General features: G+C 64.2%; 16 protein-coding genes. 6 read left to right on the top strand and 10 right to left on the bottom strand.

Translation table 11 applies throughout. The annotated features are described in order from the left end of the window. Positions 1 to 128: 128 nt before the first annotated feature. A complete protein-coding gene (locus AC3CCE_RS18205) occupies positions 129 to 872 on the top strand; it encodes a DUF599 domain-containing protein (RefSeq protein ID WP_023671004.1) in 744 nt (247 codons plus the stop codon). Here AC3CCE_RS18205 and AC3CCE_RS18200 read toward each other — a convergent pair. The 7 genes from AC3CCE_RS18200 to AC3CCE_RS18170 form a co-directional block, all read right to left on the bottom strand. Further along, a complete protein-coding gene (locus tag AC3CCE_RS18200) occupies positions 821 to 1,618 on the bottom strand; it encodes a YdcF family protein (protein WP_023734347.1) in 798 nt (265 codons plus the stop codon). The genes AC3CCE_RS18205 and AC3CCE_RS18200 overlap by 52 nt on opposite strands. A gap of 7 nt (positions 1,619 to 1,625) precedes the next feature. Then, positions 1,626 to 2,156: a hypothetical protein gene (locus AC3CCE_RS18195; protein ID WP_352624688.1), complete on the bottom strand. Its 531-nt coding sequence runs from the start codon at positions 2,154 to 2,156 to the stop codon at positions 1,626 to 1,628. 1 nt (position 2,157) lies between these two features. After that, positions 2,158 to 3,723 carry an amidase family protein gene (locus AC3CCE_RS18190; RefSeq protein WP_023734345.1) on the bottom strand — a complete coding sequence of 522 codons (1,566 nt, stop codon included), beginning with the start codon at positions 3,721 to 3,723 and terminating at the stop codon, positions 2,158 to 2,160. Then, positions 3,723 to 4,178, bottom strand: coding sequence for a GNAT family N-acetyltransferase (locus tag AC3CCE_RS18185; protein ID WP_023726661.1), 456 nt, complete (start codon positions 4,176 to 4,178; stop codon positions 3,723 to 3,725). The genes AC3CCE_RS18190 and AC3CCE_RS18185 overlap by 1 nt, the downstream gene beginning before the upstream one ends. Before the next feature lie 7 nt (positions 4,179 to 4,185). Then, positions 4,186 to 4,473: an Asp-tRNA(Asn)/Glu-tRNA(Gln) amidotransferase subunit GatC gene (gene gatC / locus AC3CCE_RS18180; RefSeq protein WP_023670999.1), complete on the bottom strand. Its 288-nt coding sequence runs from the start codon at positions 4,471 to 4,473 to the stop codon at positions 4,186 to 4,188. Between the two features lie 110 nt (positions 4,474 to 4,583). Continuing rightward, on the bottom strand, positions 4,584 to 5,000 hold the full coding sequence (locus tag AC3CCE_RS18175) for a hypothetical protein (RefSeq protein ID WP_352624687.1): 417 nt from the start codon (positions 4,998 to 5,000) through the stop codon (positions 4,584 to 4,586). 44 nt (positions 5,001 to 5,044) lie between these two features. Beyond that, the gene (locus AC3CCE_RS18170) at positions 5,045 to 5,752 is read right to left on the bottom strand and encodes a metal-dependent hydrolase (protein ID WP_352624685.1); all 708 of its coding nucleotides are present in this window, start codon (positions 5,750 to 5,752) and stop codon (positions 5,045 to 5,047) included. 181 nt (positions 5,753 to 5,933) lie between these two features. On the opposite strand from AC3CCE_RS18170, the gene ruvX reads away from it, so the two are divergent. Beyond that, positions 5,934 to 6,440 (top strand): Holliday junction resolvase RuvX, encoded by a 507-nt coding sequence (gene ruvX / locus AC3CCE_RS18165; RefSeq protein ID WP_023726663.1) that lies wholly within the window; start codon positions 5,934 to 5,936, stop codon positions 6,438 to 6,440. On the opposite strand, the gene AC3CCE_RS18160 is transcribed toward ruvX, so the two are convergent. From AC3CCE_RS18160 to AC3CCE_RS18150, 3 genes are all read right to left on the bottom strand, one after another. Beyond that, positions 6,358 to 6,699, bottom strand: a complete 342-nt coding sequence (locus AC3CCE_RS18160) for a DUF6105 family protein (protein WP_023670995.1) — start codon at positions 6,697 to 6,699, stop codon at positions 6,358 to 6,360. The two genes, ruvX and AC3CCE_RS18160, sit on opposite strands and share 83 nt — an antisense overlap. Next, a complete protein-coding gene (locus AC3CCE_RS18155) occupies positions 6,699 to 7,286 on the bottom strand; it encodes a hypothetical protein (protein ID WP_023670994.1) in 588 nt (195 codons plus the stop codon). Before AC3CCE_RS18155 ends, AC3CCE_RS18160 begins: the two co-directional genes overlap by 1 nt. Positions 7,287 to 7,410: 124 nt before the next feature. Further along, complete coding sequence (locus tag AC3CCE_RS18150; RefSeq protein WP_023688598.1) at positions 7,411 to 9,039, bottom strand: DNA alkylation response protein; 1,629 nt, start codon at positions 9,037 to 9,039, stop codon at positions 7,411 to 7,413. 197 nt (positions 9,040 to 9,236) lie between these two features. On the opposite strand from AC3CCE_RS18150, the gene AC3CCE_RS18145 reads away from it, so the two are divergent. From AC3CCE_RS18145 to dprA, 4 genes are read left to right on the top strand one after another with little or no spacing between them, the layout of a single operon-like run. Beyond that, positions 9,237 to 10,199 carry an aspartate carbamoyltransferase catalytic subunit gene (locus tag AC3CCE_RS18145; RefSeq protein WP_023696535.1) on the top strand — a complete coding sequence of 321 codons (963 nt, stop codon included), beginning with the start codon at positions 9,237 to 9,239 and terminating at the stop codon, positions 10,197 to 10,199. Then, positions 10,196 to 11,482, top strand: a complete 1,287-nt coding sequence (locus tag AC3CCE_RS18140; RefSeq protein ID WP_352624682.1) for a dihydroorotase — start codon at positions 10,196 to 10,198, stop codon at positions 11,480 to 11,482. Before AC3CCE_RS18145 ends, AC3CCE_RS18140 begins: the two co-directional genes overlap by 4 nt. 56 nt (positions 11,483 to 11,538) lie before the next feature. After that, positions 11,539 to 12,144, top strand: a complete 606-nt coding sequence (plsY, locus tag AC3CCE_RS18135) for a glycerol-3-phosphate 1-O-acyltransferase PlsY (RefSeq protein WP_023706212.1) — start codon at positions 11,539 to 11,541, stop codon at positions 12,142 to 12,144. Further along, positions 12,141 to 13,268 (top strand): DNA-processing protein DprA, encoded by a 1,128-nt coding sequence (gene dprA, locus AC3CCE_RS18130; RefSeq protein WP_023742459.1) that lies wholly within the window; start codon positions 12,141 to 12,143, stop codon positions 13,266 to 13,268. Before plsY ends, dprA begins: the two co-directional genes overlap by 4 nt. Positions 13,269 to 13,426 lie beyond the last annotated feature (158 nt).

Genomic DNA, 13,426 nt, shown 5'->3' with positions numbered 1-13,426 from the left:
AACGGATTCATGCGACGCGCTTTAAGTTCTTGTTTCAATGCATGTCGTTGTCCCAGAACCGCAGCTCACCTCTGGGCGGCATGCATTGGAGCATCGAACTGACCGCTTTGCCTGTGGTAAAAGGGGGCATGGGCGATTCCTTCCATCTGTCGACGGCTGATCTGGCGGCGCTGGCTTTCTTCCTGCTCGCATGGTTGCTGCATACGCTGGCGTCCGACGGCAGACTGGTCAGCCGGGTGTCGTTGACGATGGCCATGAACGTGCAGCGCGAGGCCTGGATGCGCACCATGGCCGAGCGCGAAATCCGCATCGTCGACACCGCCATCATGAGCGGCCTGCAGCAAGGCACCGCCTTTTTCGCCTCCAGTTCGCTGATTGCGCTCGGTGGCTGTTTCGCGCTGCTTGGCGCCTCGGATCAGGTCCTTGCCGTGCTGAACGACCTGCCGTTGAACGCGACCTCATCGCGCTCCGCCTTCCAGATCAAGGTCTTTGGCCTGGTGCTGATCCTGGCCTTCGCCTTCTTCAAGTTCGGCTGGGCCTACCGTCTGTTCAACTACTGCACGATCCTGATCGGCGCGGTGCCGATCCCCTATGGCGAGGCGTCACGCAACCCGGTCAGCGAAACGGCGGTGTGGCGCGCGGCGCGCATGAACATGCTGGCCGGCAAGCATTTCAATTCAGGCCTGCGCGCGGTGTTCTTCTCGATCGGCTATCTCGGCTGGTTCGTCGACCCGATCGTGTTCGTGCTGTCGACGCTGCTGCTTCTGGCGGTGCTGGTGCGGCGCCAGTTCTTTTCAGCGGCGCGACAAGCGGTGATCGGTCAGCCGCCCGGGCCGGGGAAAAGCTGGTCGATCCGGCCCGATAGCCAATAGGCGGCGAGCCCGATCCATTCGCGGATCGCCATGGTCGTGGTCTGCAGCGAATCGGGTGCGTTGTCGCGAAACAGGCCAAAGCCTTCCTTGCCCGAGGTGCGATAGTCGACCGGCCACGGGACCGTGTGAAAGCCGGCCTTGTCGAACAGCGCCTTGGCGCGCGGCATGTGGAAGGCGGAGGTCACCAGCAGCCAGGTTTCGCCCGATTTCGGCGTTACCAGTTCCTTGGTTAAGACGGCATTCTCATAGGTGTTGCGGGATTTGCTCTCGAGCATCAGGCGATCGGCGTCGACGCCAAGCGCACCGAGCAGCCGCGGCGCGGTGGCCGCATCCCCCTCGCCATCGATGAACAGTTCACCGGTGCCGCCCGAGATAACCACTTTCGCCTCGGGAAAGCGCCGGGCAAGGATCGCCGCCTCGACCATGCGGTCGCCGCCGGAATTCAGCTCATAGCCGCCGCGCGCCAAGTTGATGGCGCCCTCGAAGCCGCCGCCGAGCACGACAATGCCGTCGACCTTCCGCGGCAGCGGCGGCTTTGGGAAGCGCTCTTCGAGCGGATTGAGCATCATGGCGCCAAGCGACGTCCAGGCCGACAGCGCCAGAATCAGGAAGGCGAACACACTGCCCGTCGCCGCCAATCGCCGGCGGCCGATCAGCGCCGCGAGCAAGCCGGCAAGCAGCAGGAAGATCGCCAGGTTGAGTGGTTGGACGAAGAACCAGAATACCTTGGAGAGATAGAAGAACATTGCCTGCCTATCTCCAGCTCAAATTGTGACGGCCGGTGAAGTGCTCGACCGCACTCGCTACCGCTTCCGCTTCGAGGCGGCTTAACTCCCTGCCGAAAACAAGGACGCCGTTCGCGTTGGTCAAGCTGATGACTTCCGACAGTCCCACTTCGTCCGTGGGATAGGTATGGTCGAGGATTTCGACCCTAAGATGCCCTTTCAAAGGCAGTGGCCACCGATTTCGCAAGGAACCCCTCACCGAGCGCACGGCTGCAGTGTCGGTCAGCCGCAGGGTTTCCCTGCCGAACACCCGCCAGATGAAATCCTTGCCCAGGAAATAGGTGAAGAGGGCAATGACCGCCACGAAGGACAGCAGGCCGAGCGTGCCGCTGGTGAGCGTTGCGGACGACATATCCGTCAATCCCATGTAGCCGGTGTAGGCGACGATCGCGGCCCCGATCAGGACAAAGACTGTCCTGAAATCCGAGGTGCGTGGCGGGTTCGTGATCAGCAGTTCGTTTCCCGTCTCGACGATGGAAATGCGAGACGGAGGCGGCATGCTACCACCACTTCTCCGGCTGGAAGGTTCCCGCCGCCTGCTCGATGACGGCGGCTGTCTGGAACAGGGTTTCCTCGTCGAAGGGACGGCCAATCAGCTGCAGGCCGAGCGGCAGGCCCTTGGCATCGAGGCCGGCAGGCACGGCAATGCCCGGCAGTCCGGCCATGTTCACGGTCACCGTGAAAATGTCGTTGAGGTACATTTTGACCGGATCGGCGGCCATGTCCTCGTCAGCGATGCCGAAGGCGGCCGACGGCGTCGCCGGCGTCAGGATGACGTCGACGCCGTCGGCAAAAACCGTCTCGAAGTCGCGCTTGATCAAATTGCGCACCTTCTGCGCCTGCAGATAGTAGGCATCGTAATAACCTGCCGACAGCACATAGGTGCCGATCATGATGCGACGCTTGACCTCCCGACCGAACCCGGCGGCTCGGGTCTTTTCGTACATGTCGACAATGTCCTGGCCCGGCACGCGCAAGCCATAGCGGACGCCGTCATAGCGCGCCAGATTGGATGATGCTTCGGCAGGCGCTACGATATAATAAGCCGGCAAAGCATATTTGGTGTGCGGCAGCGAAATGTCGACGATCTCGGCGCCGGCATCCCTGAGCCAGGCAATGCCCTTCTGCCACAGCGCCTCGATCTCTTCCGGCATGCCGTCGACGCGGTATTCCCGGGGAATGCCGACCTTCATGCCCCTGATCGGTTTGCCGATCGCCGCCTCGTAATCCGGCACCGGCCGGTCGACGGAAGTGGTGTCCTTGGCGTCGACCGAGGCCATGGACTTCAGCATGATCGCGGCATCGCGCACGTCCCGGGCGATCGGGCCCGCCTGATCGAGCGACGAAGCGAAGGCGACGATGCCCCAGCGCGAGCAGCGGCCATAGGTCGGCTTGATGCCGACGGTGCCGGTGAAGGCGGCTGGCTGGCGGATCGAGCCGCCGGTGTCGGTGGCGGTGGCGCCGGCGCACAGGAAAGCCGAGACGGCGGAAGCCGAGCCCCCCGACGAGCCCCCCGGCACCAGTTGGGCATTGTCCAGCGTGCGCGCGGTCTTGGTGCCGCCGGCCGAAACGAAACCGCCATCGCCCTGATGCGTGGTCGGCATCACCACCGTGTCGAGGCGCGAACGCCGCCACGGATTGACGACAGGGCCGTAATAGGAGGTCTCGTTGGACGAGCCCATGGCGAACTCGTCCATGTTAAGCTTGCCCAGCATGACGGCGCCGTCTGCCCACAGATTGGCGGTGACGGTCGATTCGTAGCGCGGCTTGAAGCCGTCCAGCACATGGCTGCAGGCCTGGGTGTGGATACCTTCGGTGCCGAACAGGTCCTTGATGCCGAGCGGGATGCCTTCCAGCGCACCGCCCTGGCCCTTGGCGAGCCTGGCGTCGGAAGCTTTGGCCATATCGCGCGCCTTGTCGCCGGTGACGACGATGTAGGCATTGAGCACCGGATTGGCGCGCTCGATGGCACCGAGATAGGCCTCGGTGATTTCGACGGCCGAAATCTCCTTGGCGCGCAGCTTGGCGCGCGCCTGCGAAATTGTCAGATGGGTCAATCCGCTCATCAAAGGCTCTTTTCGTAAAACACCGACCACTCGGAATCGGGATAATCCAGCACCGGCCCGCAGCGCGAGAAGCCGGCGCGTTCGTAGACGGTCCAGGCGGCGGGATGGCGGTCGCCGGTTTCAAGCACCAGGCGCTTCAGCCCTTCGCTGCGCGCCAGCGTTTCGACATGCTCGACGATCTTGGCGCCGATCTTCCTGCCGCGATGCGAGGGCCGCGTGTACATGCGCTTGACCTCACCGACGCGGGCGTCATGGCGCTTCAGCGCGCCGCAACCGATGGCTTGCCCGTCGTCGCGGGCGATGAACACGGTGGTGTCGTCGCCAGCCATCTGCTCGACCGTCAGATGGTAGCAATGCTCCGGCGGCGTCAGTTCGAGCAGCGTCGCGTTGAGCTCCTCGACCAAAGCGCGGACATCGTCCTGCAGCGGCGTTTCGACGGCGATCTCGATTGCCATCGGCCAGCTACTCCACGACCTTCGGCACGAGGAAGAAATTCTCGTCAGTGGCCGGCGCGTTGGCGACGATATCGGCAGCCTTGTTGCCGTCGGTGACGATGTCTTGGCGCTTCTTCATCTCCATCGGCGTCACCGATGTCATCGGCTCGACGCCGGAGACATCGACCTCGTTCAGCTGCTCGACAAAGCCCAGAATGGCGTTCAGCTCGCCGGTCATGCGCTCGGCATCCTCCTCGCTCACCGCAATGCGGGCGAGACGCGCGACGCGCTTCACAGTTTGCAGATCAACGGACATGTCTTTAGCCTTTGGGAAAACCAGATGGCGCTATAGCGGCGTGGCGCGTGCCGCGCAACATCGATCGTGCTTGGGGATAGAGCCCGTTCATGCCAGGGCGGCATTTCAGCCTAGGGCAGCGATACACCCTCGCACAGATAATAGCTGCCGCCATTGCCGGCCTGCTCGCCTTCGTCGGCGGTCGGGCGCACCGAGACGATGTCGATTTGGGTCGCGTTCATCTGCGTGATCGACAGTATATCGGGAAAGAGAAAGCCCGGCTCCTGGCAGATGGCAGTGACCGCCCAGCTCGGCGAGCGCGTCGCCTTGGTGACCTGGACGAACTCGCAATTATACTCGACGCTTTGCAGGCCGTCCGCCGACAAGATGACATTGCCGGTGTCAATCAGCGTCTGCAGCGTGTCCTTTTTGGCTTGCGCGCAAAGCTCCTGGGTCTGGAGGTAAACGCCCTTGATGAAGTCCTCGGCGGCGGATGCGGGCGACGCAGCGACCAGCATCGAAACGCAAAGAGTCTCTCTCAAAACCATGGTTTAATTCCCCTTTGCGACAAGGGATCGTTTCAACGATCGCTCTATAGTGTGATCGTTTGGCCGATGGCTGGCAAGGCTACGTCGACACCTGATCCTTCGAGGCCGGCCACGAACTTCTCCGCCGTCGCGTCGATGATCGGGAAGGTGCCGAAATGGCAGGGAACGACCGTGTCGAAGTGGAAGAAGCGCCGGCAGGCCAGGGCCGCCACCGCGCCGCCCATGGTGAAGCGGTCGCCGACCGGCACGAGGCCGATCTTCGGCTCATGCAGTTCCTCGATCAGCGCCATATCGGAGAAGATGTCGGTGTCGCCCATATGGTAGAGCGTCTTGTCCTCCGGGAAATGCAGGACCAGCCCGTTGGGATTGCCGAGGTAGACGTTCTGGCCGCCATCGAGCCCAAACGACGAGGAATGCAGTGCCTGCACGAAGGTGGTGGTGAAGGCACCGCAATCGACGGTGCCGCCATGATTGCCGGGATTGATCTTCTTGCCGTCGACGCCCTTGCCGACCAGGTACATGCAGATCTCGTAATTGGCGACCAGCTGGGCGCCGCTCTTCTTCAGCACCTCCACCGCGCCGCTGACATGGTCACTGTGGCCGTGGGTCAAAAGCACATGGGTGACGCCTTCCGCCGGCCCCTCCCAGCCGCTCGTCCATGATGGGTTGCCGACGAGATAGGGGTCGATCAGGATGGTCGCGCCTAATGTCTCGACGCGGAAGGCGGAATGTCCGTACCAGGTCAATTTCATCGATCGTGTTCCTCGATTTTGGTTGCGCCGGAAGATAGAACGCCGGCAGCAAAATTAAAGTGACATAGTGTGCTCGCGGTTCAAAAGAACGTGTCGCGCTCTTTGTGACGGCAAGTCTGGGTCACGGTAAGTCTGGGTCACGGTTAAGACTGGGTCACGGTAAAGCTGGTGGGGAAAGCCGTTGGGCATCATAGCAATCGAGGATCTGCCGTCACGCCTGGAAGGCGGCAGGACGCTGGCCGGGCTCGACCTCGGCGACAAGACGATCGGTGTCGCCGTTTCCGACCGCGGCCTGTCCTTTGCCCATCCGCGCCCGGTCATCCTGCGCAAAAAGTTTTCGCTGGATGCGGCAGCGCTGCTCGCCCAGCTGCAGAAGGACAATGTCGGCGCGTTTGTACTCGGTCTCCCCATCAACATGGACGGTTCGGAAGGTCCCCGCGCCCAGAAGTCGCGCGCCTTCGTGCGCAACATGGCAGGTATAACCGACCTGCCCTTCGTGCTGTGGGACGAGCGGCTGTCGACGGTGGCGGCGGAGCGGACGCTGATCGAGATGGATTTCTCGCGCCGAAAGCGCGCCGGCAAGATCGATTCGGCGGCTGCGGCCTTTATTCTGCAGGGAGTTCTGGACCGGCTCCAGTCGCTTGACCCACGCGATCGGACGGAACCGGATTCCCCGCCTGCCGCCTGACCCAGGCCATGATGTTGCGGCGGCGGCGAAACGCCCACAATGCCATCAGCAGGAAGCCGTCGAAGATGCAGGCCCTTGCCACCATGCCCGGAATGATCGCCGGATCGATGCCCAGCATCTGCCCGTAGAGCTGAAACACGAAATCATGCAGCTGCCGGCTGAGCATGACGTAGCCGAAATTGATGTCGTTGAGCGACAGGAAGAACCAGCCCCAGAACAGAGCGAGTGGCGCGGCCCACAATGCGAACAGCGTGCGCATCAGTGACCGTCCCTGCGGCTGGAGCCGCCTCTGCGACCGCTGGGACCAATGTCCGGACGGCCGGAAATGCGCGACAGCAAGGAGCCGTGCGCGGCACCCTTGGCCATGGCATGGGCGGTGGCGCGGCTCTCTGCCTCCCGAGAAACCATGACAGCGAAGACCGACCTCCGCTCGGCCAGCATGGCGACATAGGAGGCCAGAAGTGCCGCCAATTGCACGGCGACAACCAAAAACAGGCCGTTGATGCCTCGCGCTGCGCCGCCGATCAGGATCAGCGACAACACCGCGGATGCCGAAATGAAGGCGGTCCGCGCCACACTGTCGGCTCCGTCCGGGCTCGCTGCGGCGTTAACCAGGCTCTCGACGAAGACCCAGCAAAACAGCACCGCCACGACCAGCAAGGCGATGGCCAGCGGCGCCACGACGGCAGCATTGTCGAGATCGGCCAGACGAGTGTTTTCCACGACGACGCCGAGCACGCCCAGAGCGCCCGCAACGCCGCGGTTTCCATCGACACAGATGAACGCCAGCAGGGCGAAAACCAGCGCCCAGTGCAAGGCCAGAAAGGACGTCAAAATGTGCCGCATGGCATTCCTGCTTTGGTGACAAAGACAGTGGGGTCTGCGGCCTGCGGCTGCAACGGAAACCATTCGTTAAGGTTAACGGCTGTCCACAGGCAGGCAAATTCGTTCGAGGCCTGGCGGAAGGCCCTCAATTCACCGGCGGATAGAGCGTGTCGACGATCATGCGCGCATCGTGGCGCGAATCGAGCATGCCATAGGTGTTGCGCCACTGGCCGGCGAGCCGCGTCTCGACGAAGGCGTCCGCAATCCGCCCTGCCCCCAGCCGGCGCAATTCCGCAGCTGCCGCCGACAGCGCCAGCTGTTCGGTCAGCAGGCGGGCCGACCCCTCATCGGTGCCGGCGACCTGCATGGCCGCCTTGAGCACGCCAATGGTTCCGCGTCCGCCGGCGCCGAGATCGCGGTCGATGCCGGCCAGCACCTCCTCGAACAGGCCGGGCGCGCGGCCGAGCACGCGCAGCACGTCGAGCGCCATGACATTGCCTGAGCCCTCCCAGATCGCATTGACCGGGGCTTCGCGGTAGTAGCGGGCGAGCGGCGCTTCCTCGACATAGCCATTGCCGCCGAGGCACTCCATCGCCTCATAGAGCAGTGGCGGCGCGATCTTGCAGACCCAGTATTTGACCACCGGGGTCATGGCGCGGGCAAAAGCAGCCTCGCCGCGGTCGCCGGCAGCCTCGTCGAAGGAGCGCGCCAGTCGGAACGAGAGTGCCGTGGCGGCGGCGACATCGAGCGCCATGTCCGCCAGCACGCGCTGCATCAGCGGCTGTTCGATCAGCGTCGAGCCGGCCACCTGGCGATGACGGGCGTGATGCACGGCCTCAGCCAGCCCCGCCCGCATGATTGCCGACGAGGCGACGGCGCAGTCGAGCCGGGTCAGCGTGACCATGTCCATGATCGTCTTTATGCCGGCGCCGGGCTCGCCGACCATCTCGCCGATGGCGTTGACGAACTCTACCTCCGATGAGGCGTTGGAGCGGTTGCCGAGCTTGTCCTTCAGCCGCTGAAAGCGGAAGCCGTTGCCGGAACCGTCGCCGAGGATGCGCGGGACGAGAAAGCAGGAAAGCCCTTCAGGCGCCTGTCCAAGCACGAGAAAAGCGTCCGACATCGGCGCCGACATGAACCATTTGTGGCCGGTGAGGCGATAAAAGCCGCTGCCGGCGCGTTCGGCCCGTGTGGTGTTGGCGCGCACGTCGGTGCCGCCCTGCTTTTCGGTCATGCCCATGCCGAGCGTCAGCCCGGTCTTGTCGACCGGCGGCTTCTGACTCTGGTCGTATTTGCGCGTCGTCACGCGCGGCGCCCATTCGCGAAACAGCTTTGGGCTGGCCATCAGGGCGGCCAGCGAAGCGCTGGTCATGGTGATGGGGCAGAGATGCCCGGTCTCGAGTTCGGCGGTCAGGTAGAAACGCGCGGCGCGCACCTGATGGCGACGGCCGATCTCGCTATCGCCGTTTTCCCAGATCGAGGAATGCAGGCCGCCGGCAACCGAGCGGCGCATCAGCGCATGATAGGCCGGATGGAATTCGACGAGGTCGATGCGCCGGCCCTGACGGTCATGCGTGCGGAGCTTCGGCGTCTCGACATTAGCGAGGCGCGCCAGCTCCTGCGCCTCCTGCGTCAGGACGAACCGGCCAAGCCCGTCGAGGTCCTTGCGCACCGGATCGGAAAAACGCTCGGCAAGCTGGATCAGCAACGGATCGCCCCGCCAGGCGTTGCCGCCCGTCAGCGGCGGCGGCTGGTTGGTCACGTCGTCGGTCACGCCCAATCCTTCTGAAAGTAGAAGGGCCTTCTAACGCTAGAAAGGCACTTATCATCATAAGGCTTCGAATCCGAAGCAATCGGCTAGATATAGCCCAAGGCAGGCGGCGCGCGCGACGAAAATACCGGGGAGAAAGGCCGCAATGCCAAGCTGACGCTTGCGGCAAGGAATTCTCCCCCCTATAGCAGCGCCTTGAGATGACCGACGCTTCGTCCCTGCCGCTTTATCCTCACCGCCATCTTCTGGGCATCCGCGATCTTTCCCCCGGTGACATCGAGCTTCTGCTCGACCGGGCCGATCGCGCCGTCGCCATTTCGCGGCAGTCCGAAAAGAAGACCTCGACGCTGCGCGGCCGCACCCAGATCAACCTCTTCTACGAAGCCTCGACGCGCACGCAGTCGTCGTTCGAACTGGCCGGGAAACGGCTCGGCGCCGACGTCATGAACATGTCGGTGGCGAGCTCTTCGGTGAAGAAGGGCGAGACGCTGATCGACACGGCCATGACTCTGAACGCCATGCGCCCCGACATCCTGATCATCCGCCACCAGTCTGCGGGCGCCGCCGCCCTTTTGGCGCAGAAGGTCGGCTGCTCGGTGGTCAATGCCGGCGACGGCGCGCATGAACACCCGACGCAGGCGCTGCTCGACGCGCTGACCATCCGCCGCGCCAAGGGGCCGCTGTCGAAACTGATCGTAGCGATCTGCGGCGACATCCTGCATTCGCGCGTCGCGCGTTCCAACATCATGCTCTTGAACGCGCTTGGCGCGCAGGTGCGGGTCGTGGCGCCGTCGACGCTGCTGCCCACCGGCATCGAGAAAATGGGCGTCATCGTCTCGCGCTCGATGGCCGAGGGCCTCAAGGGCGCCGACGTGGTGATGATGCTGCGCCTGCAGCGCGAGCGGATGGAAGGCGCCTTCGTGCCTTCGGTACGCGAATATTTCCGCTATTTCGGCCTCGATGCCGAAAAGCTGAAGGCCGCCAAGGACGGCGCGCTGGTGATGCATCCCGGGCCGATGAACCGCGGCGTCGAGATTGCGTCCGAAATCGCCGACGGGCCGCAAAGCGTCATCCAGGAACAGGTCGAGATGGGTGTCGCCGTGCGTATGGCGGTGATGGAAGCGCTGCTCGACCCGCGCCGCAACGAGGGCCGGAGCGCATGAGCACCACGGTCTTTGAGCGCGCCCGCATCGTCGACCCGTCACGCGGCATCGACGAGATCGGCACCGTCATCGTCGACGGGAAAAAGATCGTTGCCGCCGGCAAGGCTGCCCTGAACCAGGGGCTGCCGGCGGGAGCCACCGTGGTCGACTGCGCCGGCAAGGCGATCATTCCCGGCCTGATCGACGCGCGCGTCTTCATCGGCGAACCGGGCGGCGAACATCGCGAGACCATCGCTTCGGCCAGCGTTGCGGCGGCGGCCGGCGGCGTCACCTCCGTCGTTATGATGCCCGACACGGACCCGGTGATCGACAATGTCGCGCTGGTCGAATTCGTGCTGCGCACCGCCCGGGACACGGCAAGCGTAAACATCTTTCCGGCGGCGGCGATCACCAAAGGCCTCGCCGGTCGCGAGATGACCGAATTCGGCCTGTTGCGCGAGGCCGGTGCGGTCGCCTTCACCGATGGGCGGCACACAATATCCAGCGCACTGGTGATGCGCCGGGCTCTCACCTATGCCCGCGATTTCGGCGGCGTCATCGCACATGAGACACAGGATGGCGACCTCGCTTCGGCAGGCGTGATGAATGAAGGCCTGTATGCCAGCTGGCTCGGCCTTGCCGGCATTCCGCGCGAGGCCGAGTCCATCCCGCTGGAGCGCGACCTGGCGCTGGCACGGCTGACGCGCGGCGCCTACCACGCGGCCAAGATCTCGACGGCGATGGCAGCGCAAGCGATGACACGCGCGAAAGCCGACAAGGCCAATGTCACGGCGGGCGTGGCGATCCACAATCTGTCGCTGAACGAGAACGATGTCGGGGAATACCGCACCTTCTTCCGGCTGACGCCGCCTTTGCGCGCGGAGGAAGACCGGCTGGCCATGATCGAGGCGGTCAAGGACGGCACGATCGACATCATCGTCTCCTCGCACGACCCGCAGGATGTCGACACCAAGCGCCTTCCCTTCGCCGATGCAGCTGCCGGCGCGATCGGGTTGGAGACGCTGCTTGGAGCAGCGCTTCGGCTCTACCACAATGGGGACGTGCCGCTACTTCGGCTGGTCGAAACACTGTCCACCGCACCAGCAAGGCTGTTCGGCCTGCCGGGCGGCACGCTGAAGCCGGGAGCGCCGGCCGATCTTGCGCTGATCGACCTTGAAGAACCCTGGATCGTGAGTGAAAGCGGCATCCGCTCGCGCTCGAAAAACACCTGCTTCGAAGGTGCGCGGCTGCAAGGCATGGTCTTGCAAACGCTGGTGGCGGGCCGCACAGTGTTTTCGAGCTAGAGCGATCGCGCCACGTCGCAGACCGATATGTTGCTGGGGAAATGCGGGAGCAAACAATGAGTTATAACGTTATCCTGGCATTGCTGTTCGGCTATCTCCTCGGCTCGATTCCCTTCGGCCTCTTGATCACCCGCGCGGCCGGCCTCGGCGATGTGCGCAAAATCGGCTCCGGCAATATCGGCGCCACCAACGTTCTGCGCACCGGCAACAAGGGCCTCGCCGCCGCGACGCTGGTGCTCGACGCGTTGAAGGGTACGGCGGCGGTGATGATCGCGCGCCATTTTGGACACGACTACGGACTGTGGGCCGGCCTTGGACTCTGGGCGGGCCTTGGCGCCTTCCTTGGCCATCTGTTTCCGGTCTGGCTCGTTTTCAAGGGCGGCAAGGGCGTGGCGACCTATCTCGGCGTGCTGATCGCGCTCGGCTGGCATGTGGCGCTGATTTTTATCGTCGTCTGGCTGGCGATGGCTTTTCTGTTTCGCTATTCCTCGCTGGCAGCGCTGACGGCGGCGGTCATCGTGCCGATCGCGCTTTATTTCTGGAGCACACCTGAGACCGCCGGGCTGTTCCTGGTGATGAGCCTGATCGTCATCTTCAAACATCGCGCCAACATTTCGCGCCTTCTTGCCGGCACCGAAGGCAAGATCGGAGCCAAGGGTTGAGCAAGCCCGCCGCCGGGCCGCGCCTCAGCGACCGGCAGCGGCTGAGCTGGCTGCGGCTGATCCGCACACAAAATGTCGGCCCGGCCTCGTTTCGCGAATTGATCAACCGCTTTGGTTCGGCGGAGGCGGCGTTGGAGATGCTGCCCGAGCTGATGATTTCGGGCGGAGCCAAAAGGATCATGCGCATTCCTTCCGTGGAGGAAGCCGAAGCGGAACTCGACGCAGCCAGTGAAAACGGCGCCCGCTTCGTCGGCATCGGCGAGGCCGACTACCCGCCGATGCTGAAAAACATGGACAATCCGCCGCCACTGATTGCCGTGAAGGGCGAGGCAGCCGTCTTTCGCCTGCCGGCGGTGGCCATCGTCGGCGCCCGCAACGCGTCGCTCGCCGGCATCAAGATGGCGCGCATGCTGGCGGCGGATCTTGGCCGCGACGGCTACGTCATCGTTTCCGGCCTGGCGCGCGGCATCGACACGGCAGCACACCAGGGCAGTCTCTCGACTGGTACAGTGGGTGTGCTGGCCGGTGGGCTCGATGTCCCCTACCCGCCCGAAAATATCGGCTTGTGCGAAGACATTGCCGAGCGTGGCGGCGCCGTTATTTCGGAAATGCCGTTCGGCTGGCAGCCGCGGGCGCAGGATTTTCCGCGCCGCAACCGGCTTGTCGCGGGCGCCGCCCTCGGACTGGTGGTGATCGAAGCTGCGCAACGCTCCGGCTCGCTGATCAGCGCGCGCCTGGCCGGCGAGATGGGCCGGCTGGTCTTTGCCGTACCGGGTTCGCCGCTCGATCCGCGCTGCGCCGGCTCCAACGGGCTGCTCAAGGATGGCGCCACCCTGGTCACCGAGGCGGCCGACGTTTCCGGTGCGATCGCACCCTTGGCGGGCACGCGAACACGAAGCATTGCGCCGCCAGAAAAGGCACCCGATTTTTCGGCAACACCCCCGCCCGGTGAGGACGAACGCAGCGGCGTGCTCGAGGCGCTGGGCCCAACGCCGGTGGGCGTGGACGAGATCATCCGCCACACCGGCCTCAACGCCGCGCAAGTCTCCATGGTGCTGCTGGAACTCGACCTTGCCGGCCGCATCGAGCGCCATGCCGGCGGCAATGTCTCACTGGTTTCGTGACGTTCCAGCCGATCCCGCCGCACGTCGGCCGCAACTCACGCGTCGAGGGCCACGCCGGCGTCGCCAACGCCGGTACAGATGCCACCGCAGGGTACTTTCCAGGCGGCTCTCGGAAAGAACTCCGCCATTCCAGGGCTCTCCGTTGCACTGACGATCAC

The sequence above is a fragment of the Mesorhizobium sp. P160187 genome (assembly GCF_057766425.1).
The sequence above is the reverse complement of the archived record's forward strand: the minus strand, read 5'-3'. Positions and strand labels throughout refer to the sequence as shown.

Coding starts and splice junctions, on each gene's coding strand:
- AC3CCE_RS18205 (WP_023671004.1), top strand. CDS start 129: ATGGGCGATTCCTTCCATCTGTCGACGGCTGATCTGGCGGCGCTGGCT.
- AC3CCE_RS18200 (WP_023734347.1), bottom strand. CDS start 1,618: ATGTTCTTCTATCTCTCCAAGGTATTCTGGTTCTTCGTCCAACCACTC.
- AC3CCE_RS18195 (WP_352624688.1), bottom strand. CDS start 2,156: ATGCCGCCTCCGTCTCGCATTTCCATCGTCGAGACGGGAAACGAACTG.
- AC3CCE_RS18190 (WP_023734345.1), bottom strand. CDS start 3,723: ATGAGCGGATTGACCCATCTGACAATTTCGCAGGCGCGCGCCAAGCTG.
- AC3CCE_RS18185 (WP_023726661.1), bottom strand. CDS start 4,178: ATGGCAATCGAGATCGCCGTCGAAACGCCGCTGCAGGACGATGTCCGC.
- gatC (WP_023670999.1), bottom strand. CDS start 4,473: ATGTCCGTTGATCTGCAAACTGTGAAGCGCGTCGCGCGTCTCGCCCGC.
- AC3CCE_RS18175 (WP_352624687.1), bottom strand. CDS start 5,000: ATGGTTTTGAGAGAGACTCTTTGCGTTTCGATGCTGGTCGCTGCGTCG.
- AC3CCE_RS18170 (WP_352624685.1), bottom strand. CDS start 5,752: ATGAAATTGACCTGGTACGGACATTCCGCCTTCCGCGTCGAGACATTA.
- AC3CCE_RS18160 (WP_023670995.1), bottom strand. CDS start 6,699: ATGCGCACGCTGTTCGCATTGTGGGCCGCGCCACTCGCTCTGTTCTGG.
- AC3CCE_RS18155 (WP_023670994.1), bottom strand. CDS start 7,286: ATGCGGCACATTTTGACGTCCTTTCTGGCCTTGCACTGGGCGCTGGTT.
- AC3CCE_RS18145 (WP_023696535.1), top strand. CDS start 9,237: ATGACCGACGCTTCGTCCCTGCCGCTTTATCCTCACCGCCATCTTCTG.
- AC3CCE_RS18140 (WP_352624682.1), top strand. CDS start 10,196: ATGAGCACCACGGTCTTTGAGCGCGCCCGCATCGTCGACCCGTCACGC.
- plsY (WP_023706212.1), top strand. CDS start 11,539: ATGAGTTATAACGTTATCCTGGCATTGCTGTTCGGCTATCTCCTCGGC.